General features: G+C 59.6%; 27 protein-coding genes and 1 tRNA gene. 18 read left to right on the forward strand and 10 right to left on the reverse strand.

The window, feature by feature from the left end; genetic code table 11:
* Positions 1-9 precede the first annotated feature (9 nt).
* Together pgm and VJX68_RS09370 are read right to left on the reverse strand one after the other, a co-directional pair.
* A complete protein-coding gene (pgm, locus tag VJX68_RS09365) occupies positions 10-1,674 on the reverse strand; it encodes a phosphoglucomutase (alpha-D-glucose-1,6-bisphosphate-dependent) (protein WP_324095418.1) in 1,665 nt (554 codons plus the stop codon).
* 4 nt (positions 1,675-1,678) lie between these two features.
* A complete protein-coding gene (locus VJX68_RS09370; protein WP_324095419.1) occupies positions 1,679-4,045 on the reverse strand; it encodes a phosphoketolase family protein in 2,367 nt (788 codons plus the stop codon).
* A gap of 120 nt (positions 4,046-4,165) precedes the next feature.
* On the opposite strand from VJX68_RS09370, the gene VJX68_RS09375 reads away from it, so the two are divergent.
* The gene (locus VJX68_RS09375) at positions 4,166-4,441 is read left to right on the forward strand and encodes a nuclear transport factor 2 family protein (protein ID WP_324095420.1); all 276 of its coding nucleotides are present in this window, start codon (positions 4,166-4,168) and stop codon (positions 4,439-4,441) included.
* A gap of 275 nt (positions 4,442-4,716) precedes the next feature.
* Here the strand turns inward: VJX68_RS09375 and VJX68_RS09380 are convergent, their stop codons facing one another.
* On the reverse strand, positions 4,717-4,905 hold the full coding sequence (locus VJX68_RS09380) for a hypothetical protein (protein WP_324095421.1): 189 nt from the start codon (positions 4,903-4,905) through the stop codon (positions 4,717-4,719).
* Between the two features lie 299 nt (positions 4,906-5,204).
* Between VJX68_RS09380 and VJX68_RS09385 the strand changes: the two genes are divergently transcribed.
* From VJX68_RS09385 to VJX68_RS09410, 6 genes are all read left to right on the forward strand, one after another.
* Positions 5,205-5,681: a P27 family phage terminase small subunit gene (locus tag VJX68_RS09385; protein WP_324095422.1), complete on the forward strand. Its 477-nt coding sequence runs from the start codon at positions 5,205-5,207 to the stop codon at positions 5,679-5,681.
* Positions 5,674-6,036: a hypothetical protein gene (locus VJX68_RS09390; RefSeq protein WP_324095423.1), complete on the forward strand. Its 363-nt coding sequence runs from the start codon at positions 5,674-5,676 to the stop codon at positions 6,034-6,036. The genes VJX68_RS09385 and VJX68_RS09390 overlap by 8 nt, the downstream gene beginning before the upstream one ends.
* Before the next feature lie 122 nt (positions 6,037-6,158).
* Positions 6,159-6,365, forward strand: coding sequence for a 30S ribosomal protein S21 (gene rpsU / locus VJX68_RS09395; protein ID WP_324095424.1), 207 nt, complete (start codon positions 6,159-6,161; stop codon positions 6,363-6,365).
* A complete protein-coding gene (terL, locus tag VJX68_RS09400) occupies positions 6,362-7,954 on the forward strand; it encodes a phage terminase large subunit (RefSeq protein WP_324095425.1) in 1,593 nt (530 codons plus the stop codon). The genes rpsU and terL overlap by 4 nt, the downstream gene beginning before the upstream one ends.
* Positions 7,918-8,292, forward strand: a complete 375-nt coding sequence (locus VJX68_RS09405; protein ID WP_324095426.1) for a hypothetical protein — start codon at positions 7,918-7,920, stop codon at positions 8,290-8,292. Before terL ends, VJX68_RS09405 begins: the two co-directional genes overlap by 37 nt.
* A 269-nt stretch (positions 8,293-8,561) precedes the next feature.
* Positions 8,562-8,747: a hypothetical protein gene (locus tag VJX68_RS09410; protein WP_324095427.1), complete on the forward strand. Its 186-nt coding sequence runs from the start codon at positions 8,562-8,564 to the stop codon at positions 8,745-8,747.
* A 52-nt stretch (positions 8,748-8,799) separates the two neighbouring features.
* Here VJX68_RS09410 and VJX68_RS19425 read toward each other — a convergent pair whose 3' ends face one another.
* The 4 genes from VJX68_RS19425 to VJX68_RS19325 form a co-directional block, all read right to left on the reverse strand.
* A complete protein-coding gene (locus tag VJX68_RS19425; RefSeq protein WP_422653047.1) occupies positions 8,800-9,075 on the reverse strand; it encodes a ParE family toxin-like protein in 276 nt (91 codons plus the stop codon).
* Positions 9,072-9,296 carry a hypothetical protein gene (locus tag VJX68_RS09415; RefSeq protein WP_324095428.1) on the reverse strand — a complete coding sequence of 75 codons (225 nt, stop codon included), beginning with the start codon at positions 9,294-9,296 and terminating at the stop codon, positions 9,072-9,074. Before VJX68_RS09415 ends, VJX68_RS19425 begins: the two co-directional genes overlap by 4 nt.
* Positions 9,297-10,243: 947 nt before the next feature.
* Complete coding sequence (locus VJX68_RS09420) at positions 10,244-10,537, reverse strand: hypothetical protein (RefSeq protein WP_324095429.1); 294 nt, start codon at positions 10,535-10,537, stop codon at positions 10,244-10,246.
* A 380-nt stretch (positions 10,538-10,917) separates the two neighbouring features.
* Positions 10,918-11,217, reverse strand: a complete 300-nt coding sequence (locus VJX68_RS19325; protein WP_414643471.1) for a PEGA domain-containing protein — start codon at positions 11,215-11,217, stop codon at positions 10,918-10,920.
* Between the two features lie 651 nt (positions 11,218-11,868).
* Between VJX68_RS19325 and VJX68_RS09425 the strand changes: the two genes are divergently transcribed.
* The 10 genes from VJX68_RS09425 to VJX68_RS09465 all read left to right on the forward strand — a co-directional run bounded on the left by VJX68_RS09425 (position 11,869) and on the right by VJX68_RS09465 (position 19,712).
* Positions 11,869-12,090 carry a helix-turn-helix transcriptional regulator gene (locus VJX68_RS09425; RefSeq protein ID WP_324095430.1) on the forward strand — a complete coding sequence of 74 codons (222 nt, stop codon included), beginning with the start codon at positions 11,869-11,871 and terminating at the stop codon, positions 12,088-12,090.
* Between the two features lie 272 nt (positions 12,091-12,362).
* Entirely contained in the window at positions 12,363-14,258 is a 1,896-nt protein-coding gene (locus tag VJX68_RS09430) for an AAA family ATPase (protein ID WP_324095431.1), read from the forward strand.
* A gap of 327 nt (positions 14,259-14,585) precedes the next feature.
* Positions 14,586-15,944, forward strand: a complete 1,359-nt coding sequence (locus VJX68_RS09435) for a ParB/RepB/Spo0J family partition protein (protein ID WP_324095432.1) — start codon at positions 14,586-14,588, stop codon at positions 15,942-15,944.
* Positions 15,945-16,067: 123 nt separating this feature from the next.
* The gene (locus tag VJX68_RS19330) at positions 16,068-16,214 is read left to right on the forward strand and encodes a helix-turn-helix domain-containing protein (protein WP_414643473.1); all 147 of its coding nucleotides are present in this window, start codon (positions 16,068-16,070) and stop codon (positions 16,212-16,214) included.
* 162 nt (positions 16,215-16,376) lie between these two features.
* The gene (locus VJX68_RS09440; RefSeq protein WP_324095433.1) at positions 16,377-16,997 is read left to right on the forward strand and encodes a hypothetical protein; all 621 of its coding nucleotides are present in this window, start codon (positions 16,377-16,379) and stop codon (positions 16,995-16,997) included.
* 57 nt (positions 16,998-17,054) lie between these two features.
* Positions 17,055-17,579, forward strand: coding sequence for a hypothetical protein (locus VJX68_RS09445; protein ID WP_324095434.1), 525 nt, complete (start codon positions 17,055-17,057; stop codon positions 17,577-17,579).
* A 190-nt stretch (positions 17,580-17,769) separates the two neighbouring features.
* Positions 17,770-18,042 carry a hypothetical protein gene (locus tag VJX68_RS09450; protein WP_324095435.1) on the forward strand — a complete coding sequence of 91 codons (273 nt, stop codon included), beginning with the start codon at positions 17,770-17,772 and terminating at the stop codon, positions 18,040-18,042.
* Complete coding sequence (locus VJX68_RS09455; RefSeq protein ID WP_324095436.1) at positions 18,042-18,224, forward strand: helix-turn-helix domain-containing protein; 183 nt, start codon at positions 18,042-18,044, stop codon at positions 18,222-18,224. Before VJX68_RS09450 ends, VJX68_RS09455 begins: the two co-directional genes overlap by 1 nt.
* 1 nt (position 18,225) lies before the next feature.
* Positions 18,226-19,410, forward strand: coding sequence for a tyrosine-type recombinase/integrase (locus VJX68_RS09460; protein ID WP_324095437.1), 1,185 nt, complete (start codon positions 18,226-18,228; stop codon positions 19,408-19,410).
* A 71-nt stretch (positions 19,411-19,481) separates the two neighbouring features.
* Positions 19,482-19,712 carry a nuclear transport factor 2 family protein gene (locus VJX68_RS09465; RefSeq protein WP_324095438.1) on the forward strand — a complete coding sequence of 77 codons (231 nt, stop codon included), beginning with the start codon at positions 19,482-19,484 and terminating at the stop codon, positions 19,710-19,712.
* Between the two features lie 102 nt (positions 19,713-19,814).
* Here VJX68_RS09465 and VJX68_RS09470 read toward each other — a convergent pair whose 3' ends face one another.
* The gene (locus VJX68_RS09470; protein WP_324095459.1) at positions 19,815-20,297 is read right to left on the reverse strand and encodes a 2OG-Fe(II) oxygenase; all 483 of its coding nucleotides are present in this window, start codon (positions 20,295-20,297) and stop codon (positions 19,815-19,817) included.
* Here VJX68_RS09470 and VJX68_RS09475 point away from each other — a divergent pair.
* Positions 20,181-20,486, forward strand: a complete 306-nt coding sequence (locus VJX68_RS09475) for a hypothetical protein (protein WP_324095460.1) — start codon at positions 20,181-20,183, stop codon at positions 20,484-20,486. The two genes, VJX68_RS09470 and VJX68_RS09475, sit on opposite strands and share 117 nt — an antisense overlap.
* A 19-nt stretch (positions 20,487-20,505) precedes the next feature.
* Here VJX68_RS09475 and VJX68_RS09480 read toward each other — a convergent pair.
* Together VJX68_RS09480 and pgsA are read right to left on the reverse strand one after the other, a co-directional pair.
* Positions 20,506-20,581 (reverse strand) — tRNA-Gly (locus VJX68_RS09480).
* 52 nt (positions 20,582-20,633) lie between these two features.
* Entirely contained in the window at positions 20,634-21,278 is a 645-nt protein-coding gene (gene pgsA / locus VJX68_RS09485; protein ID WP_324095439.1) for a CDP-diacylglycerol--glycerol-3-phosphate 3-phosphatidyltransferase, read from the reverse strand.
* Positions 21,279-21,363: the final 85 nt, after the last annotated feature.

Below are 21,363 nucleotides of genomic sequence, written 5' to 3' on the forward strand. Positions count from 1 at the left end.
GCTGGTTTCCTAGTTGCTCTTGCCCGATTCGGCCTGCTTGAAGACTCGCGCGATTAGCTCCTGCGCCTCGGTCTGAATCCGATGTAGATGATCGACGCCGCGGAAGCTCTCCGCGTAGATCTTGTAGACCTCTTCAGTCCCCGACGGACGCGCCGCGAACCATCCGCTCTCCGCGATAACCTTGATTCCGCCGATGCCTGCCCCGTTGCCGGGAGCGGCCGTCAATGTTTTGAAGATTTTCTCGCCCGCGAGTTCGCGCGCATTTACTTGCTCAGGTGCAAGCTTCCTCAGAATTTCTTTTTGTGCGAGCGTCGCGGGCGCGTCGATGCGCTCGTAAGCGGGCGCGCCGAACTTCTTCGTCAGGTCGTTGTAGATCGCGCCTGGGTCGCGTCCCTCGCGCGCGGTCATCTCGGCTGCCAGCAGGCCGAGGATGAGTCCGTCCTTGTCTGTGGTCCAGACAGTTCCATTGGTGCGCAGAAATGACGCGCCCGCGCTTTCTTCGCCGCAAAATCCCACTGAACCGTCGATCAGCCCGTCCACGAACCACTTGAAGCCGACCGGCGTCTCGATCAGCTTGCGTTCGAGACTAGCCGCGACGCGATCGATCATGCTGCTGCTCACCACGGTCTTGCCGACGGCAGCGTCCTTGCGCCATCGCGTGCGATTGCGAAACAAGTACGAGATCGCGACCGCGAGATAGTGATTCGGATTCATCAGGCCGCTCGAGCGCGTGACTATTCCGTGGCGATCGGCGTCGGTGTCGTTGGCGAACGCGACGTCAAAACGATCGCGCATCGCGAGCAGCCGCACCATCGCATACGGCGACGAGCAATCCATCCTGATCTTGCCGTCCCAATCGGCGGTCATAAAGCGGAATGTTGGGTCGACGAGGTCGCTGACCACCGTCGCCTCGATGCCGTACTTTTCGATCATCGCGGGCCAGTAGTGCACCGCCGCGCCGCCCAGCGGATCGATACCAACCTGCACGCCCGCGCTGCGAATCGACTCCATATCGACGACGTTGCCGAGGTCGCCGACGTAGGCGCCGATATAATCGTGCTTATGAAGTGTCGCGGCCGTGAGCGCGCGCTCGTACGGAGCGCGCTGCACTCCTTCGAGTTTGTTTCTGAGAAAATCGTTCGCCGTATTCTGAATCCAGTTCGTGACTGCGGTATCGGCCGGGCCGCCGTTAGGCGGATTGTACTTGAAGCCGCCGTCGGACGGCGGATTGTGCGACGGGGTGATCACGATTCCGTCCGCCAGCCCGCTTTTGCGCCCGCGATTGTAAGCAAGGATCGCGTGCGAAATCGCCGGCGTCGGCGTGTATCCGCTTGCGCTATCCACCATCGTCTCGACGCCGTTTGCAGCCAGTACTTCGATCGCGCTGGTGAACGCCGGGACCGAGAGCGCGTGCGTGTCCATCCCGAGGTACAGCGGACCGCTGATATTCTGAGTTTTGCGATAAAGGCAAATCGCTTGGCAAATCGCGAGGATATGCGCCTCGTTGAACGCCGTGTCGAACGCGGAGCCGCGATGCCCCGAGGTGCCGAATGCGACTCGTTGCGCGAAAATTTCAACGTCGGGCGTGAGGCTATAGAACGCGGTGATCAAGCGCGGCACGTCGACGAGTTGCGATTGCTCGACAGGTTTTCCGGCAAGCGGGCTGACATTCATCGGATTAATCCGCTGTCCATTTCCAGTTGCGAATCGCGGGCATGTCTTCGAGATTCTCGACTACGTATTTGCGATGGGCATCGAGCGCGGCTTCGGTCATCTTGATGAGTTCGCGGGCGCGCTCCTGGTAGTGGGGCGCGCGCCGCAGCCCCTCGATGCACAGGTGATAGCGGCTCGCGTTGTTCAACACCAGCATATCAAAAGGCGTGGTCGTGGTCCCTTCTTCGACGTAACCGCGCACGTGAAAGCGATCAGGATTCGGACGGCCGTGCAGGAGTTGGTGAACTTCGCCCGGGTAGCCGTGAAAGGCGAAGATGACGTCCTTGTCGCGCGTGAAGAGTTCGAGAAAGTAATCCTCGCTCATGCCGTGCGGATGGCGATCAGGCGGAAACAGCGTCATCAGATCGACGACGTTCACGACTCGAATTTTCATCTCGGGAAGATACTTGCGAAACAGCCACGCCGCTGCGATTGCCTCTTCGGTCATCACGTCGCCGGCGCATGCGAGCACGAGATCCGGATCGTCGCCACCGTTGTTGCCGGCCCATCGCCACTCCGACGCGCCGCGCGAACAATGCTCGCGAGCGGCGTCGATGTCGAGCCACACCGGATGTTCCTGCTTGTCGATCACGATCAGGTTGATGTAGTCGCGGCTGCGCAGGCAATGATCGGCGACCGACAGCAGGCAGTTCGCGTCGGGCGGCAGGTAGATTCGCGACACAATGCCACGCTTGGTCAGCAGCGTGTCGATGAAGCCAGGGCCCTGATGGCTGAAGCCGTTGTGATCGTTGCGCCAGCAGGTCGAGGTGAGCAGGTAGTTCAGCGACGGGATTGGATGCCGCCACGGCAACTCGGTCTTGCAGGTCTCCAGCCATTTCGCGTGCTGCGTCGCCATCGAGTCGACGATCATGGCGAACGCCTCGTACGACGCGAAAACGCCGTGGCGTCCCGTCAGCGTGTAGCCTTCGAGCCAGCCCTGGTGGCAATGCTCGCTCAGCACTTCCATCACACGGCCGTCGTGCGAGACGTGATCGTCGTAGCTCTCGACGCGGCTCACCAGGCATCGGTTCTCGACCTCGAACACGTCGCCAAGGCGATTGGAGTTGGTTTCGTCGGGACAGAACAGGCGGAAGTTTTGCTGCTTGGCATTGCGGGCGAAGATATCGCGCAGCATCTTGCCCAAGGGTCGCGTCGACTCAATCTTGACGCTGCCCGGCTGTTCGAGCTTCACCGCATAGTCCGTGAACGACGGGATGTCGAGCGCGATGGTCAGGAGTCCGCCGTTGGCATGCGGATTCGCGCCCATCCGGCGAGTTCCTCTCGGCGCGATCGTCTTGATCTCCGGCTTCAGGCGTCCGCGTTCATCGAACAATTCGTCGGGCCGGTAACTGCGCATCCACGTCTCGAGCAATTTCAAATGCTCAGGATTTTCCCTCACGCCCGCCAGCGGCACCTGATGCGCGCGGAACGTCCCTTCGATCTGCACGCCGTCGACAATTTTCGGACCGGTCCAGCCTTTGAGCGTTCGCAGTACGATCGCGGGCCATGTCCGCCGCTTGTGGAGTCCGTTTGCGCGTGCGTCGCTCTGGATCGCGAGAATCGCCGCGTAGCATTGGTCGAGCGTCGCGGCGAACTCGCGATGCATTCTTGGTGGATCGTCGCCTTCGACAAAGTGGACCTCGTAGCCGTGACCTTCGAGCAGGAGTCGCAGGTCTTCGTCGTCGTCGCGGCCGAATACGGTGGGACCCGAAATTTTGTATCCGTTCAGATGAAGGATCGGCAGAACCGCGCCGTCGCGCACCGGGTTGAGAAACTGTACGCCCTTCCATCCCCCTTCGAGCGGCGCGGTTTCGGCCTCGCCGTCACCGATCACGCACGCGACAATCAGATCGGGATTATCAAACGCCGCACCGAACGCGTGCACGAGCGAGTAGCCGAGCTCGCCGCCTTCGTTGATGGAGCCCGGAACGTGCGGCCCCGCATGACTCGGTACTCCGCCCGGCGTCGAGAATTGGCGAAACAGCAGGCGCAGGCCCTCGGTGTCCTCGGAAATTCGCGGATAAATCTCGGAGTACGTCCCCTCGAGATAGGTGTGCGACATGACCGACGGACCGCCGTGACCGGGACCGGAAATATAGATGACGTTGGCGTCGTGCTCGCGAATCAGCCGATTGAGATGCACGTAGATAAAATTTTGCCCTGGCGAAGTCCCCCAATGGCCAAGCAGGCGCGGCTTGATGTGCTCGGCGCGGAGCGGCTCGCGCAGAAGGGGATTCGCCATCAGGTAGATCTGTCCGACGGTCAAGTAGTTGGACGCCCGCCAGTACGCGTCGAGGAGAGAAAGCTGCTGGTCCGATAGCGGTTCTGACATCAAGAAGAGACCTCGAATAGCAATCTCTTATGAAATTCTCCCACTGACAGCCGTTTGGTGATAGACGCAAGAAGTGAAATTTCCGTTTCCGCTACGGACGTTCTGAAGGAGACCGCCATCATGGATGACACCAAGCTTCAGTTGCTGCTCGACCGCGCGGAGATCAGCGACGTGCAGTTGCGCTACGCGACCGGATTGGATTCGCGCGACTGGCCGCTGTTCCGCTCATGCTTCACCGATCAAATCGAGCCCGACTTCACGTCGGTCTTCGGCGGCGAGCCGCGCAAGGTGAGCGCCGACCGATGGACCGAGGCGGCGCGGCGCTCGCTCAGCGGCCTTAAGGCGACGCAACACATGATCACGAAGCAAGACCTCGCCTCGGGTAGGGTCGTCTGAGTCGGGTAGCTCTTCGGAGAACGCTACACTTTTTGCCGATCGAGGTGCCCTAAGATCGCGTGAGATCACCTCACGCTGGACACCTGTTGGACACCTGAAAGTCCTCTCATCGGAGTGGAAGATACCGCCGCGCCGATTTTCAAGCGTTACTCGTCGATGATGCCGAAGTCGTCGACGACCCCGGGATCTACACGAGGCAGTTGCCGTGAGCGGCGGCGGAAGAACTCGCGGAAGCTTGCATGAGCGGCGCGAAGAGCAACGCAGGGCGAGGCCGACTAGCGCGAACGGTAGCGTTCGAGCGCGATCAAAGAACCACCAACCAGAAGCGCCAAGCCACTGGCGACGGTTCCTGGATCGAGCTCCGGAGCAGGCCACGCGCGGGTTGCACCTGCGACTCCTTGGAAGCCAACCGCGAAGACGGCACCAGCTGCAACGGTCAAAATCCACTTAGGAAGGTTTTTCATTGTATCTCCTCCGTAGAAACATCAGATACAACGAAAGCGTCTGATTGTCAATTCAAAAAGACTTAAATCAAATAAAGTAAATCAAATAGACCTTATATTAATAGAAGAAGGATCCCCGCACGCCGATCTTCAAGCATTAGCTCAACATGCACATGATAAAGGAACATGACACCACGAAAAAGCTTAGCAATATCAAGCGGTTATTGGCGCTGGTGTCCACGAAGTATCCAGCCGGAACTGTTCGTCAGCTCGCGGATCGTTTCGAACAAGATTCGGCACGAAAGGTGAGCGCCTGAAAAATGCCCGCGTTGACACATGGGCTATACGCCGGATCGAAGTCTGCGCTGGAGATTCGCGCGCGGAAGATCGCTCGGATGATGCGCCGGCTGCGCGTCGTGGCGGATTGGCTGTCGCCCGCCGACGAATCGACGGCGCGGGCTTACTGTGAGCTCGAAATCCTAAGCGCCAGCATATTCGCGAGATTGACCGAAACGGGCGTGACCAAGTTGACGGCAGACGGCCGCGATCTTGAGGTTCGCGCCCTGGTCGACGCTCACAGGCGGATGAAACAGACGCAGCTCGCCTATGCGAACGCGCTCGGCCTAACGCCGCTGGCCAGGACGCAGCTCAAGCTCGGCAGCCGCGATGTAACTGACATCTCAGCCGCAGTGATCGCGAACGTCATGGAGATCGGCGAATCCCGCGCCGCAGAGCGCGCCCAGCGCGCCAAGGAAGCGACTGCTGACGTGGAGGGGAAGGACGATGGAGATGCGTAATCAACCGTTCAATGAATGCCCGCGTTTTCAGCGCTGCTCGTGTAACGACTGCCCGCTCGACTACCAGATGGGCAAGCGCGGGCCTGTCCTGCGCTCGGATCCGAAGGGAAGTGCGCCAATTGGCGCAGTTTCTTTGTGCAAGGCGACGCGATCGACCCGAGTCGCGATTGCCGCTCGCTATCCCGAGTTGCCTACGGGCGGACTGAAGCACGCCGAGATCGTTAGCGACAAGCGCAGCGCGGCCGGCAAGGCGCGTTGGGATGCGTTGCCAACCGAGGAACAGGCGAGGCGGCGCGAAAGGGCGAGTCTGCTCAGCCGGCGCATACCGAATCACCCTGACGGCCCGCAACTGTAGGTCTTTGCCGCCATTGGCGTCGTTTTGCATATGGTTTCAGAGGGTATGCGGTCGATGGCTAGAGGTTGTGCGGATTATGAACGTAGGGCGTCCGCTCTATACGGTCAGTGGAGGTTGGGCAGGTGGAAGTATTCGTAAATGGCAACGGGCCGTGGGCGGTCGACAAGGCGCTGACGATTCTCAAGCGCAAGCTCAGCAAGGAAGGCGTACTTCGAGAGTGGAAGCGCCACGTTTCCTACGAGCCGCCTTCAGCTCGCCGCAAGCGCAAGCACGCCGAAGCCGAGCGCCGACGCGCTAAGGAACGGCGTCGGGTCCAGGTGGCGTCATGAAGGCCGGAATAGTGAACAATCCCGGCTCTATGGATGGCGCCATCAGGCTCGCGCGCACCGATTTGGCGTGCTTCTGCTCGATGTCCTACCCCAAGTTTGAACACGCGCATCACCATCGGCTCATCGTGAACGAACTCGAGAAGATCGAACGGGGCGAGACCGACAGGTTGATGATCTTCATGCCGCCTCGCCACGGTAAATCGCTCATCGGGTCGACCCTCTACCCGGCTTGGTACTTAGGCCGTCATCCGGAGCAAAGCGTCATCGCATCGAGTTACGGCAGCGAGCTCGCAACCGACTTTGGCAGGCGCGTTCGCAACCTGATGTCTGACAGCCTATTTCAGCAGATCTTCCCGGGCGCGAAGCTGGCTGGCGATTCCACCGCAGCGCATCGGTTTAGCATGGTGAAGGGCGGCGCGTACTATGCGGTCGGCAGTGGCGGACCTATCACCGGCCGCGGCGCGGATCTTCTGCTGATCGACGATCCAATCAAGGGCCGTGAGGACGCGAACAGCGAAACCTACCGGCGCCAACTTCACGAGTGGTTCGAAAGCGTCGCCTATCCGCGGCTGCAACCGGAGGGCGCGGTCGTCATCATCAGCACGCGATGGCATCAGGACGACCTTTGCGGATGGTTGTTGCGCGAGCATCCCGATCAAAACTGGTCCGTGCTGAATTTGCCTGCGATCGCAGAGGCCGACGAAGGCTGGCGCAACGAAGGCGAGGCGCTCTGGCCCAAGAAGTTTCCGCTCAAGACTCTCGCCAAGATCCGCGAGCAGGTCGGTGGGGCTACCTGGGCCGCACTTTACCAGCAACGGCCGGCGGCGGCAGAAGGCGCGATCTTCAAACGCGAGTGGTGGAAGTACCACACGCCCGCGACGCTGCCAGCGCGTTTCGAACAGATCGTTGTTAGTCTCGACACGGCGTTCAAGGCCGGCTCGTCGAACGACTACTCGGTGGGCCTAGTGCTCGGTGTCGGCGAGACTGGTTACTACGTTCTTGACGTCTGGCGCGATCGCGTCGAGTTCCCCGCGCTCAAGCGCCAGGTGGAAATGCTGGCCCTGAAATGGAATCCGGATCGCGTCCTAGTCGAAGATAAAGCGAGCGGCCAATCGCTGATCCAGGAGCTTCAGAATAATTCTCGACTGCCGATCGACGCGATCAAGGTCGACAGCGACAAGGTCACGAGGGCCACGGCGGTCACGCCGCTGGTGGAAAGCGGCCGCGTCTATCTGCCGGAAGATGCGCCCTGGCTTCGCGATTTCCTGGAAGAGGTATCGAGCTTTCCCGCAGCACCCCACGACGACATGGTGGACGCGCTCAGTCAGGCGCTCAACTATACGCGCGGCGGTTACGGCGGCGTCTATGAGTTCACCCGCGCTAACGCCGAGCTGTACGCGCGCGGCGAAGAGCCGGTGCGGGATGATTCATGGCGCAATTGGTACGACGAGGAGACTGCGCGGTTGCGCGCGATTCGGAATACCTGCGCGGTCTGCAGACGGCCGGTCTCCGGCACTGGAATCGACCAAGGAGCGAAAAGATTTCATCTCGAATGCTTCGCGAAGTCGGAGAAGGTGAACGCAAAGTGATTACTTATCGCACCGTGCTTGACGAAACGATCCGCGAAGCGCAAGGGCTCTGTGGCGATTGCGCCGAGCGCCATTCGCTACGTCGCGCACTCATCGAAGCGGCGCGAAAGGGTGATCGCGGGTTCTTGATCTGCTCGGAGTGCCACGCGTATTGGGCGCCCGACCCAGCGGACATTGCCGGCGCCATCCGGGACTGGCTGCTCGTGTTCGTGCCGGAGAGTCCGATTCTCGCCGCCATATTATGTGGTCCCTGCGCGGCCGCGAATCCTAACCCCCTTCTGCTCCGGGTAGTTGCACGCGAAGTCCTGCGCCAAAGCCCGGACGGGCCGATGCAGTGACGCTGGTCGTGAAAAGGTGCGACACGTGCAAGCAGAGGCGGCCCCTGGCGCTGTTTGGCCGCGAGAGGTCTCAGCCTGACGGCCGAAGGGACACGTGCCGCTCGTGCGCGAGAAAACGACGGACCCGTCCCCCGCGCCCGCCAGCGCACGATCACCCGTGGCGTTGAACTTTCGGAACGTTCCGAAAATCTCGGCTGGAGTCACCATCGGTAAGCTGCGGCGCTCCGGTGAAGCGCCGCAGCCTCACCTGTGCTTAAATTAGAAGTCGGATGGCCTTCATCGTACTCACGAAGACGATCGGGCCGAAGGGCCAGGTCCGCTATGTGCAATTCGGCGACGAATGTGTGACTTTCGGAGAAGCTCAGAAGCTCGCCCTTTTCCCCAACTTGCGCGACCCGATCATCGTTAACCTCGATCAGGTCAAACGGCCGCCGGCCAAGTTGAAGCTAGATTGAATTGGCGAAGCCGCGTGCCGATGCAGTGAAGCGACCGAGAGACAGCCAAGCACTATGGAAGGTTGGCGATCAGCTTGTCGTAGTCGGCGTGCGAGCCGATCCAGAACCAGACTATTTGATCAGCATATGGCTTGACGCCGACTGCCCGATAATGAATCCCGATGCGAACAGACCAAATCGGTCGTGTCGGATGTACTTGTTTGAAGTGCAAACTAGGGTGAAAGGGGTCTTGAACGAACTGTTTGTAAGTTTGATTCGCGAGCGATTGGACCGGCCCTGGAATACTACGATAGCAGCCCCGGAACGCTTTTGTCGTTCGAGAAGTCAGAGTTTCGAGACGTCAAGAATTTCGGTGCGCCCTTCCGAATACTCTGCAAGGGCTTGGTCGGCGAGCTTTTCAAGCTTCGGTGCAGAACTCGCAAACTGAGCATCCCACTGGTGCTCATCGGACTCAATCAGTTTCAGAATCACCTCCGCGAAGGCGTCCTGCTCATATTCGGGCAGTTCGGCGACCACCTTTTCGAAGGCTTGCTTGAGCCGTTCCGTCATAACGATCCGACTATACACGAACCTCACGGCAGGGCAAATATGTGCCAATTTGTGGTGCGCGGGTTGATCTCGCTCAAGCCGCAAAGCGCCCGAGGGGCGGTTCTGACTATCTAAGCGCGGCGCGGCGCGCATCCTCCTCCCTCCGCCATTGCGCAATCAACGGGGTCGATGTCCGCGGCGCCGCTTTCGGCAACTGTCTGCGAAGCGTTTGCAAATCCTTGTCGATCTGCTTGGTGAGCTTGCGTAACGGCCAGCCACCCTCCTCACACGCGTCAATCGGATCCGTCGTAATGAGTAGCGCCTTGAGGCAGTCAACTCGTGCGCGAATCGCGGCAGACGCGCCGCACTACGAAAGCAGGATTCGGCAGGCCCATCGGCCCCTCGGTCTGAATCAATTCGGGACTGGCCGCAGTAATTTGCCATGAGGAATGATGCCGCACCCAATCAAAGGCCCGCGCCCATTTCACTTCGCAATCCTTCGATTCGCTGCATCTTATCGGAGCGTTGGCTGCTTCAACGAGTAGTGAGTCGGGCTGGGGGGCTGCGACACAGCCAAGAAAAAGCAAACCCGCTGCGACGGCGAGCGAGCGATGCGTAACCGGCATCAGGTCGCGACGCTAGTTGTCGACTAGAGCAAAGTCAAATGTGTTCTAATCAAACTGTGAACCCGAGCGCGGCGGGCGTGGCGACGCGCAATCGCTTGGTTATCAGGGACTGGGAGAAGGTGGCGACCCGACGCTGGGTGCGCCGGCCGGACTCGCAGAGGAGAGTGGAACGAACTGGAGGTTCCAAACGCGGGCGAGATGCAATACGCCACTGTAAATATCCGCGTTATCGTTGCCGCTCCTCGAGTCGGTTATGAAACGCCTTACCTTTGCATCCTTTAGCGCACTCTTCAGGTCACCCTCGAACGCATTGTAGGCCATGTCTGGGTCGATCAGTTTACGCTAGTAAGCCGCGTCCAGTAATTCGTAGTTTCCAAGAAATTCGTCGATCGCCTCGTCGTCAACGTCCTTTGCCTTGTCGAGTCCGACATCCATCTCCAGTGCCCTCATTACGGGCGCGCTTCTGCCCGAATACAACAGCTGGTCAAACTTGAGCATCAGGTCGGCCGATTCTCGATTCCTTTGTTCGCGTTGGGTCGAGAGCGCGACGCCCAACGTGATCAGAAGTGTGCCGACAATAGCGAAGGTCTGCGTATAGTTGACGATCGCGTTTCGCCGCTCCGCCCAAGCGACCAATACTCGTTGTTGCAAATCGGCATCGCGCGTTTTGTCTGTTTTGTCGAAATGAAGACCGAGCCGTTCTGCCTCTCTGTATAGAGTTTCGCCGATCGGAAGCTTTCGTTTCCAGGGAAGTTCCATGCGGATTGGTCGATCCCAGTCGTAATCGTTGCGTCCCGATTAAAGCGGGGGGAAATTATTGCCGACTGGAGGCGGTTGCAAAACCTTAGGCTCCGGATCTGGCGGTGCTACGGGTGCGCGTGACGGCGGAGCGGCCGGCCGACGGGTATCGCCATAGTTCTGGCCGGAAGGATTCTGGACCGCCACCATCTGAATGGCGACAGTCTCTGGAGATAGCTCGTAGGCGGAACCGCTAGAAAAATCGATGGCCCAGCCAATCAGACCGCCAAAAATATGTTCCCAAGAAAGGTATACCAATCCACGGAATGCTGGATACTACCGGTCCCTTGGTAACCGGGCTTCGAAGCAACGAGGGTATAGTCGGAATCTCTTCGCAGCGTGACCTGGGCGGGAGTTACAAACGTATTGCCTCCGACAGCGACCAAACTACCTGGAGGGTCCGAGGTTACATTTACTGTCTGGGATTTACCGTGAAAAATTGTGGCGCATCCTTGTTGAAGAAGGCCCGCTAGCGCTAGCGCCACTACCGCTCCAAATCGGACACCCGTTCGTTTCACTTACTCCCCCGCGCAATGGGCACTTGTTCAGGCGAAAATACTAGTCGACGCGCGCTAGCACAAGGCACGTTAGCGCAAGCGCAGCCCGCCGTTGTTGCCGCCGTCGCGCCGTTGTTGCCGCGGTCGCACGTTCGCCCGGTATATGATGCGGTCGTCGCGAGGAAACAGAATCCTGCGGCGGTGGCTCTGGGGCGGCGGCGGATGCGCAAACTCAAGAAGGAAGATCGAAAGGTCTTTGCGAGCAAGGGCGGTAAATCGCGGTTTGCCGGCTGGACGGCGGAACAGATATCAGCCGAGATGAAGCGAGTGCGGGCGAAGGGCGCGAAAGCGCAAGAAGCCGTGACTCTCGCGCGTGTCCCTAACGCTCGTTAGATGAAGCAAACGGGGCTAATTGAAAGCGCCATTTCCTATTAGACTTTTTCATTTGCCTTTGGCGACGATCATTGAACCTCGGGAGTTGACTGCGCGCGCACCTCTCTATAGTCTTGTAACAGCAATACAGGGCGAACCTAAATTCAAAGGGCGTCCCTGACCGAGTACCGCAAGGACTCGGCTGTATCGAAAGAATCGAGCGGGCCTTGAGGCGATTAATCTTAATCGCTTCGGCCGCTCGTTTTTTTTGGATCGCGCTGCCGAAGCAGAGGTGGCGCGATGAGAAAACCAAACATTCCCGAACCCGACCGGATAGTCCGCTTTCCCGAGGTCGAGCACTTGGCCGGCGTCCACCGGATCACTTTGCTCGATTGGGTCAAGAAGGGCGAATTTCCGGCACCCTTTAAGCTCTCCAACAGCGGCGCCGCGATTGGCTGGCGCCTAAGCACGCTCATGGCGTGGCTCGACGAGCGCGCCGCGGGCGCGCGGCAGTCACGATGAATGCGAACCGTCGGCGGCGGCGCACGCGCGCCGAGGCAATATCAGAAGCGCTGACGCGCTGGTTTCTGTGGCGTGATGACTACGAGTTATCATGCATGTGGGGTGAGGAGGATGCAGGTGAACGACTCTCAACAGCAAGGCGGTAATCAACCGCGCTTCGTCGACACTGCATACCTCACATGCCCGGGGTGCGGTGCGCGCGCGTGCGATTGCGACCTACTTTTGCAAATTTCTTTCGACATGAGTCAGGCCGGCTTCGCGGTGGTGATGCGATGACGTTTGAACAGTTTGAAGAGCGGATACCAGGCAGGAAGCTGAAAGCCAGCAATGGGTTTCTTGCCTTCTGTCCAGGGCACGACAATACCAAGACGCAGTCGCTATCGGTGAGCCGCGGCAACGATCGCATCCTGGTGAACTGCAAGGGCGCCGGCTGCACGGCCGAGACTATCGTGACGGCGATGGGCCTGTCCTTGGCGGACCTGTTCTACCAACCTCGCAGCAACAGCAACGGCACGCCACCGAGAGTGGGGTTGACGCTCGACGCGTTCGCCAAGGCGAAAGGTTTCACGATTGACTTCCTGTCACAACACGGCATTCACGAAGACAAGAGCGCCCTCGTCTTCCGCTACCTAACGCTCGACGGGCAAAAGGCCGTGCGGCAACGCCTCCGGCTGTCACTGGCTGGTGACAAAAAGTTTCTGTGGAGCAAAGCCGACGGCCGGCCGATTCCCTACGGACTCTGGCGCCTTGACGAGGAGCGCAAACGCGGAGTGCGCGAAGTCATTTTGTGCGAGGGCGAATCCGATGCGCTGACTTTCTGGCTACACAACCTCGCCGCGATCGGTGTCCCGGGCGCGGACATGTGCTCAATTCTGGCTGAGCCTCACGTCCGCGGCTTCAGCACGATCATCATCTGCAAGGAGCCCGACCAGGGCGGCGAGACGTTCGTCAAGGGAATCGCCGGCCGCCTGGCCGAGTTGCGCTTCGCCGGCACGGTCAAGGTGGTGGAGTACTCGAAAGCCGACGTTAAGGATGCCTCCGACCTCCACGTCAGGCACGTTGACAAGCCCGGCGCCTTTGAATCCGAATTTTCTGCCTTGAGCGAGATGGCGCAATCAGTCCAGTTGCCCTTTGTCGGGATGGTCGTACGGAAACTGTCCGCAGTGGCAGCCGAGAAGGTTCAGTGGTTGTGGCAGGAGCGGTTGCCGCTCGGAAAGCTCGGCCTATTCGCCGGCGACAGTGGTCTTGGTAAATCGACCGTCGCGTACGATCTGACTGCGCGACTCTCGCGCGGCATGGACTGGCCCGATGGCCGCCGTGGGTGTGCCGCGGCGGCGTCCTTGATCTTGACCGCAGAGGATACCGCCAGCGATACGGTGCGCCCCCGAGTTGAAGCGGCGGGCGGCGACCTTGATCTCATCTCCGTGGTCGACTGCGTTAGCGCGCCATCCCGCGATGGTGCACTCGTCGAGCGCGGATTCAATCTCAACACCGACCTGCCAATGCTCGAGGACAACCTAAAAGACCGTCCCGATGTTCGACTCGTGGTAATTGATCCGGTCAGCTCGTACATGGGCACGACGGATAGTCACAAGAACTCTGACGTGCGCGTAGTCCTGGCTCCCCTGGCGAAACTGGCGGAGAAACATCGCTGCGCGATCATCATGGTTACGCACCTGAACAAGGGTGAGGGCAGCGCGCAGCATCGGGTAACCGGCTCCATCGCGTTCGTCGCTGCGGCGCGCGCTAGCTACCTCTTCGCCCAGGATCCTGAGGGCGATGAGTCGGCCGCGCTGTTCCTACCACTGAAAAATAATTTGGCGTCGAGAGGCAGCGGGCTGCGCTACAGGATCGTAGCCGATTCGGAAGGTCGGCAGCTCGTAGTCTGGGGCGGCGAAGTCCAAGCCACCGCAGACGAGGTGCTCGACGAGCAAGCGCAGGGCCGAAAGCCGAAACAGAGGGGCGAGGCCGCAGACCTGTTACTCAACCTGCTGAACGGCGGCCCGCGGTGGGTCGTGGAGGTCGAACAGGAGGCATCGCGGCGGGGAATAGCGGACCGCACGTTACGCCGAGCCCGCGAACAACTGAAGATCGAGTCCTTCCGTGAGGGCGGAAAATGGCTGCTGAAATTACCCAACTACGAGGCTAAGGGTGCCACTTCCACCTAGGAGCCCCAAAAGTGGCCGCCTTGGCAACATTGCCAGAATAAGAGTGCCAGTGGCCACCTTAGAAAAGAGAGAATCATCTTTATTATTATTATGTTTTTCGTAAGAGTGCCAAAAGTTCAGGGGTGCTTAAGAGAAGACCCACAATTCGAACCTCGCGACGCTAAGGATGCCATAAGTCTCCCGGCGCCTCCTGCGAAACGAGTTGTGCCTTTAGGGAGATGAGGAGGTGTGGTGATGATGGGGAACTTAGCGCAAGCGAAGATAGTCAGGGACGGTTTTGGCCGAATCCAGACTAGTCCCGATTCTCGGCTTTACCCGGTTCAGTTGGTGCCGATCGATTTGGTCAGGCCTTCTCCGGAGAACGTGACGCTATATCGGCCGGTCGATCCGGGCGACCCGGAGATCGTGAAGCTCGCGGAGAGCATCCGCATCCACGGCATCCGTGAACCACTTGTGCTCAGCGACGATCGTTGGCTCCTGTCCGGCCACCGGCGCCACGCTGCCGCCAGGCTCGCGGGGCTGATCGCAGTGCCGTGCCGCGTCGACACTAGGGTGTCTCGGAGCGCAGACCGGGACGCCTTTCTGGTGGCACTTCGCGAGCACAATCGCCAGCGCGAGAAGTCGTTCGACGAGAAGGTCCGAGAAGCGGTCATCAGCACGAATCCCGAAGTTGCCTACGAGGCCTTACTCGAACAGCGCAAAGAGAAATCACGCATCAAGGTAACGACCCTCGAGCTGCGCGAAATCAACCGTCGCGCGGAGATCAGTGGGGCTAAGTACCCAATGCTGAATGCCGTTATCGCCGTGCTGAACGATCTCAGGAAGTTCCTTCCACTTTCGCTGCGCAAAATCCATTACGAGCTGCTGAATAATCCGCCGCTCATCCATGCCTCTAAGCCCGATTCCCGATACAGAAACGATAAGAAGAGTTACAAGGAACTTTTAGACTTGACTACTCGCGCCCGCCTTAAGGGGCACATTCCGATGGACTGGATCGATGACGAGACCCGGCCAGTCGACATCTGGGATGTGCATCGCGACGTCGGCAGTTTTATCGACGAGCAGATCGACAACTTCCTCACCGGCTTTCGCCGCGACCTTTTGCAGAGCCAGCCAAATCACATCGAAATGGCGATCGAGAAGAATACCGCGGCGAATATTATTCGTCCGGTGGTTTCGCGGTTCGGCATGACAATGACCGTTGGGCGCGGCTACTCATCGCTTCCGCCCCGGCACAGGATGCACCAGCGCTTCATCAAAAGCGGCAAGGAGAAGTTGGTACTGCTGATCTTAAGCGACTTCGATCCGGATGGGGATGAGATCGCCCACAGTTTTGCGCGCAGTATGCGCGACGACTTCGGGATCACGAACATCGCGCCCATCAAGGTTGCACTCACCCACGATCAGCTCGAGAGCCTCCATCTGCCGACCTCACTCGACGAACCTAAGCCGAGCAGCGCCAATACCAGGCGCTTCAGGGCGAAGTACGGCGCCACTCAGTCCGTCTATGAGCTGGAAGCGGTGCCGTCTGATGTTCTGCAAAGGGTTGCTCGCGAGGCGATTGATAACGTGCTCGACCTCAATGCGTTCAACCGCGAACTAGCACAGGAAAAGATCGACGCAGCGAAGATCTCAGGCTTGCGGCAAGTGGTCCTTGCGGAACTGCGGAAGGTCCAGGTGCGGTGAATGCCGCGCGGAATTTGATTCTCAATTTGGAAGGCCGAAACATATAGCTATATGGCGAACCAACCCAATTCACCCAAGCACACCCATCGCGAAGATCCTGCGGTCGAGAAGTTGGCTTTCAGTATGCGCGAAACTAGCGCGGCGCTCGGCCTAAGTCCTGGGAAAATTCGGCTGATGCTGGAATCGGGCGAGCTCAGATCCGTACACGCTGGCCGGCGTCGACTGGTACCGCGGCAGGAGCTCGAGAAATTTCTGGCGGTGAGTGACTGATGCCTTCCCCAGGTAACACTATCTCCGTAAGCATATGTGCGCGACGACATCCGAGGACAAGCGAACGTTACAAATTTTCGTCGGGCCAGATCGAACCAGCCGGGGAATCCCAGACGGGCAACCCCGGCAATGAACTGAAACTTTTCAAAGGAGACCGACATAATGGAACCTGAATACAAACCTCCGAAAAACCTGAAGCTTCTGAACGCCATCGCGCCGCAGCGAAACCTGCGTGCAGCTCCGCGAACTTGGCTCGAAGCGCTCGACCGGAGGACGCGGGCTGACGGCACCGACCTCGAGCGGAATGAGGCTTCCTTCGCGCAGCACCAAGAGTACACCGCCACGATCGAGAAAGCGGTAAATTTTGCGCCCGACGTCACGGAGCGCAGCAGTTTGTACGCCTATGCCGCGGACAAGTTCGACGAGATGTTTCGTGACCTGCTTTATAGCGACGCCGGCCGCGCTGCCCTGAAGGCCACGGGAGAGAACGTCGAGACGGAGGCTAAAAGGCGCCAAGCCGTGGCAGCTGCCAGGGTTGTCGCCGCTAACGAAGCGCGGCTTCGCGAACATGATGCAGCCATCGCGGCCGAAGTGCGTGGGGTGAATGTGGATTCGATGCTCGATGCGATCGGAGCGGCGGGCGTCGATCTGGGAATTGTAGGCAATGAGATCCACGCGGTGCCCGCTGGAAAATTGTCAGTCGTGCAGCGACGCGTATTCACAGAGCGCCGAGACGAAGTGCTGGCGCGGCTACAGCAGAGAAATCAGGCAGAGACCCTTTAATGTGTCATTCGAAATTCAGACGGAGGAAAAATCATGTTAAGTGAAAAGGCGCTGCAGTTGGTCGAGACGATGACTGGCGGCAGGAAGGTAGCGACGAGGAAGGTCATCGGTAATGTCCCGCAGATGCATGTTTGGCGCGACAGCGACGCGCGCGATCTGCGTCCCTCGACGATTGCGTTCGTGAAATCCCTGACCGGGCCGAAGTCGGACTCGGCCGGAACGATACTCGCCAACCGACACACGAAAACCGTCACCAATCATTTCGCTATCGTAAGTAACCTCGTCGCTCGCATTCAAAAGCGCGCCGATTTCAGGACGATTTCCGAAACCGAGCGCCAAGGTGCCGCTCCTCCGGTGAGTCCGGGCACGGCGCGGAACGACGGCCCTGGGTTAAGCGATGCCGACGTTCTGGCTTTGGAAAATGTCGTGGGCGTCACGGCGTACCAACCTGCGGACGCGCAGAAACTTTTTGCTGAAGCGTATCGCGTGATCAGCGCGCATCCAGGACGCCGGATTTCCGTCGAAGGTGACGATGCTTACGGCATCACTCCGGCGCCGTCTGCTGGCGACTACAGGAACTAACGTGAATCAGTCTTCCAAGCTCGGGTGCCGCCGGCTAGCTCAACTTCGGGGTGATCGACGCGCGGGGCATAACCTCCCTCGCGCGCTCGTCGCCGGCTCACCCGGCTCCTCTCTCTTGTAGCAGGTGATTAAGTCCTGATTGCCGACCCCGTCGATAGCCGATTTCAGCCGCGAAGAGCTCGTCGCCTTGTTGGCCGACATAGTTTCGCGGCTAATTACGCCGGCCGCCGCGGCACCAGATGCGCTGCTGTCGCCGGAGGATCTCGCCAAGCGCTGGAGCGTGCCGGAAACCTGGATTCGCGAGCAGTGGCGGGCCGGTCGTCTCCACGGTCAGCGTCTCGGTCGTTATGTGCGCCATACTGAGGCCGACGCGGCCGCGTTCCTGGCATCCGACCACGCCAAGGGACTCACCGCTCCGGTGCGCTTGATTCATCCCCGAAGAGCTGCTATCCATAATGGATAGTGACTGGCAAAGAACTAAAAAGGATCAGGACGCGTCTCAGACTCACGCAGCCCGAACTCGCGGATCGAATCGGCGTGCACTGGAACAGTGTCGCGCGATGGGAGCGTGACGAAGTGCCGATCCGGGAATCGATGGCGCGCCTGATTCAGACGATCGCTGCCGCCGGTCACAAGGGGAAGTAGCATGGCCAATCCGAAGAAGGTGTCGAACGTTCCCGGCAAGAAAAACTGGAAGGCTCGAGGACCAGTGCCGGATCGCCGCGTCAAGTTTTTCGAGACCAAGAGCGAAGCGCAAGATTGGCTCGACGGTCTTCGGAAGGCTCGCCGAGAAGGAACTTACATACCCGCCAAGTCGATCCCGCTCTTTGGCGAGATGACGGCGCAGTTCGTGGCGTCCAAGCAGGCCGGCTACACCCCGAACATGATTGCGTTCACCGTCGCGCAGTGCGGCCATCTGGCGAGCTTGGCAGATTATCGTCTCAATACGATCAACGTCGACGTGGTCGAACGCTTCCGCGACCAGCTCAAGGACGGCGGCAAGCTGAGCTCGGGCACGGTCAATAGGGTGCTAACTACCGGCGCTGGAGTCTTCAATCTCGCAATGCGCCGCGGCTACGCCGTGAGCAACCCGTTCGAACTGGCCGAACGCCTGCGCGTTGGTTCGAGCGAGCTGATAGACGGCGAAGACCGTGGACGCGATGCCAATCATGAGGTCCGCGAAGGCGAATACCTCGCGCCGCCCGAAATCCGCCGACTCCTAGATTCGGCCCGCCCTGGGTTTGACCACACGCTGATATTGACGGCCGCGCTTACCGGCGCGCGGATAGGCGAGTTGCTCGCGTTGCGATGGACCGACGTCGAGCTCGACTCGCGCAAAATCTATATTCGCAGATCCTTGTCGTGGACGGCGGCGGCCGAGAACACTCCAGCCCGCGCCGCGTTCTATCCGCCGAAGACGAAGGCGGGCGAGCGCCCTATTCCGATCCCGGCAGAGCTGGCTACTGCGTTGAAGCGTTGGAAACTGGCAGGCCCTTCGGGCGAGCTCAACCTAGTATTCCCCGGCCTCTCGGGATTGCCTGTTCATCACAGCGTCGTTCTGCGAGGTGCCCTGTATCCAGCACTCAGGCGTGCCGGACTTCGACAGGTCGGATTCCACTCGCTTCGGCACAGTTACGCGACCACCTTGATAACAGCGGGAACGCCGGTCAATCAGGTCAGCGCGCTTCTGGGTCATGCCAACTCGGCCATCACGTTGGCCGTTTACACGCACCACTTCAGGAACAGCGATGACGCTGTAATCGATCGCGTTTTTGGATCGAGTGGACACCTATTGGACACCCAAACCGAAAAAACCCCGCAAAGTGCTTGAGTTTACTATGCAATTCGCCGATCGCACATGTTCACGAATCATGCGATCACTGTCGCCGGAGACGACGCGACGTGCATCGCTACGTGCAGGCGCGGCACTACCTGCCGAACGACACCGGCGACTATACGCAAACTATGTTCGGCTACTACACGAATCGATTCGTGCGCACGCCCGCGGGATGGAGGATTCGCGCCTGCAAGCTCACGCTCACCTGGCAGACCGGCAACTGGGGTATTTTCGCGCTCGCCAGCGCGCGCCTCAAAGCGGCCGAGGCGTCCAAGAAAGTAAGCAAGCTTTCCTGATCGAGGAGTTCGTGGAGCGCGCCTCGGCAGTCCTCTGGCGCAGTAGGAAGTCCCCCGGCGTGAGATGTCGGCGTCACTCTTTTGGGCGGGCGGTGGTGTCGACTAGGACGGGTCCCGCAAGAACCAAGCGACGATTGTGAATCGCTCTCCGAACTCTACGGGCTTGATTTCGTGCATTTGGTAAGATTGATATGCGATCAATAACCCGGGTGTTGCCGTCACCGGGAATCCAAATTTCTGCCACTTCGGATCGTCGATCAAGCCGTACAAGACCAGCTCGCCGCCGGCGAATCCATTGCCGATCGCCGGATCCTGCACCGAGGGATTTAGAAAGATTACTACAGAGACCGCGCGCCTTCGGATTTCGGGCGGCGAGCCGGGACGGGCATCGCGATGCGGCACGTGGAATCCGCCTTTATCGTACCTCAGAAAGTAAGGGCCTTCGCAGTCGCTCAAGCGAACATTGAAATGCCGCTCAAGTTTTGGCCGCAGACTTTCCAACCGATCCGAAATCTCCAGCTCTGTCGCTCCGCGAATTTGGGCGTTCCAGACCTTGCGCGAGGATTCGTCGACGTCGCGACCCATTTCGCGCACATCGCGCCCTCCTACGACGATGCCCTTTTCGACAGGGGCCGCCCGCGTCTCCGCAATGATCCGAGAGCAAGTGGCAGCGTCCAGAAATTCCGTTTCAACGAACAGTCCGAGCTTGCGGAAGAGATCAGCGTCCAGCATTTTTCGCGCTTCGCCGCGATCGAAATTCAGTATTTGACCTAAATCTGCACTGGAGAATTTCTGGAGCGGGTGATCGGTTTCGAACCGACGACCTCGTGCTTGGCAAGCACGCGCTCTACCAACTGAGCTACACCCGCTCTCCAAACCGGTAGATCGAATCCACTTGATTATCCGGCGCGAGCGCGCCTGTCAAATCACCGCGCGTTTGCCCGCCGCCGCGAACGGCTTCGGCCGCAGCGCCGCGACCACGCGCACGTAGTAGTCAACGCCCGACCACAAGCTCACGCCCATCGCGAGCCACAGGATAAACATCCCGGCCGCGAAGAAATCGATGTGCAGATGCGTGTAATGAATCAGCAGGCCGTGAATCGCGATCGCCTGCAAGCTCATCTTGTATTTGCCAAGCTCCTCGGCGCCGACGATCAGCCCCTCGGCCGCCGCGACCGCGCGCAGTCCCGTCACCATTATTTCGCGCGACACCAGCACCACCACCATCCACGCCGGCACGTGCGGCGTGCGCGCCATCCCGGCCAACATGATCAGCGCCGTGGTGACGACCAGCTTGTCGGCCATCGGATCGAGAAACTTGCCGAGCGTGGTGACATAGTCGTAGCTGCGCGCGAGGTAGCCGTCGAAGAAATCGCTGACCGTCGCGACGAAGAACACCCCCGCCGCAAGCCACGACGCGGCAGGGCCCGTGTGCGTCAGGATCCAGATGAGCACCGGCGCAGTCGCGATGCGAAACAGCGTGACAATATTTGGCGGCGTCATCGGCACGGGATTGCCTTCAGCCTTTAGACGAATCTCAGGTTTTTTCGTTTCGATCCGCGCCATCAAGGATATTTGAATCGGCTGGAGGGGGCAAATCGCAGCCGCTCGATCGCCTTGACTGGCCGAGCGCAGACCTAGTAGCGTCAAA

The sequence above is a fragment of the Binatus sp. (SeqCode) genome (assembly GCF_035272065.1).
In the GTDB taxonomy this organism is placed as follows: Bacteria; Desulfobacterota; Binatia; order Binatales; family Binataceae; genus Binatus.

Bases quoted from the DNA above. Each gene is read 5' to 3' on its own strand.
- pgm (WP_324095418.1), bottom strand. From the start codon at position 1,674: ATGAATGTCAGCCCGCTTGCCGGAAAACCTGTCGAGCAATCGCAACTC.
- VJX68_RS19330 (WP_414643473.1), top strand. From the start codon at position 16,068: ATGCGCGAAACTAGCGCGGCGCTCGGCCTAAGTCCTGGGAAAATTCGG.
- VJX68_RS09470 (WP_324095459.1), bottom strand. From the start codon at position 20,297: ATGGGTCGCGACGTCGACGAATCCTCGCGCAAGGTCTGGAACGCCCAA.
- VJX68_RS09415 (WP_324095428.1), bottom strand. From the start codon at position 9,296: ATGACGGAACGGCTCAAGCAAGCCTTCGAAAAGGTGGTCGCCGAACTG.
- VJX68_RS09370 (WP_324095419.1), bottom strand. From the start codon at position 4,045: ATGTCAGAACCGCTATCGGACCAGCAGCTTTCTCTCCTCGACGCGTAC.
- VJX68_RS09475 (WP_324095460.1), top strand. From the start codon at position 20,181: ATGCCGCTCAAGTTTTGGCCGCAGACTTTCCAACCGATCCGAAATCTC.
- VJX68_RS09385 (WP_324095422.1), top strand. From the start codon at position 5,205: ATGCCCGCGTTGACACATGGGCTATACGCCGGATCGAAGTCTGCGCTG.
- VJX68_RS09380 (WP_324095421.1), bottom strand. From the start codon at position 4,905: ATGAAAAACCTTCCTAAGTGGATTTTGACCGTTGCAGCTGGTGCCGTC.
- VJX68_RS09375 (WP_324095420.1), top strand. From the start codon at position 4,166: ATGGATGACACCAAGCTTCAGTTGCTGCTCGACCGCGCGGAGATCAGC.
- VJX68_RS09410 (WP_324095427.1), top strand. From the start codon at position 8,562: ATGGCCTTCATCGTACTCACGAAGACGATCGGGCCGAAGGGCCAGGTC.
- VJX68_RS09390 (WP_324095423.1), top strand. From the start codon at position 5,674: ATGCGTAATCAACCGTTCAATGAATGCCCGCGTTTTCAGCGCTGCTCG.
- VJX68_RS09440 (WP_324095433.1), top strand. From the start codon at position 16,377: ATGGAACCTGAATACAAACCTCCGAAAAACCTGAAGCTTCTGAACGCC.
- VJX68_RS09460 (WP_324095437.1), top strand. From the start codon at position 18,226: ATGGCCAATCCGAAGAAGGTGTCGAACGTTCCCGGCAAGAAAAACTGG.
- VJX68_RS09405 (WP_324095426.1), top strand. From the start codon at position 7,918: ATGCTTCGCGAAGTCGGAGAAGGTGAACGCAAAGTGATTACTTATCGC.
- VJX68_RS09425 (WP_324095430.1), top strand. From the start codon at position 11,869: ATGAGAAAACCAAACATTCCCGAACCCGACCGGATAGTCCGCTTTCCC.
- terL (WP_324095425.1), top strand. From the start codon at position 6,362: ATGAAGGCCGGAATAGTGAACAATCCCGGCTCTATGGATGGCGCCATC.
- pgsA (WP_324095439.1), bottom strand. From the start codon at position 21,278: ATGGCGCGGATCGAAACGAAAAAACCTGAGATTCGTCTAAAGGCTGAA.
- VJX68_RS09430 (WP_324095431.1), top strand. From the start codon at position 12,363: ATGACGTTTGAACAGTTTGAAGAGCGGATACCAGGCAGGAAGCTGAAA.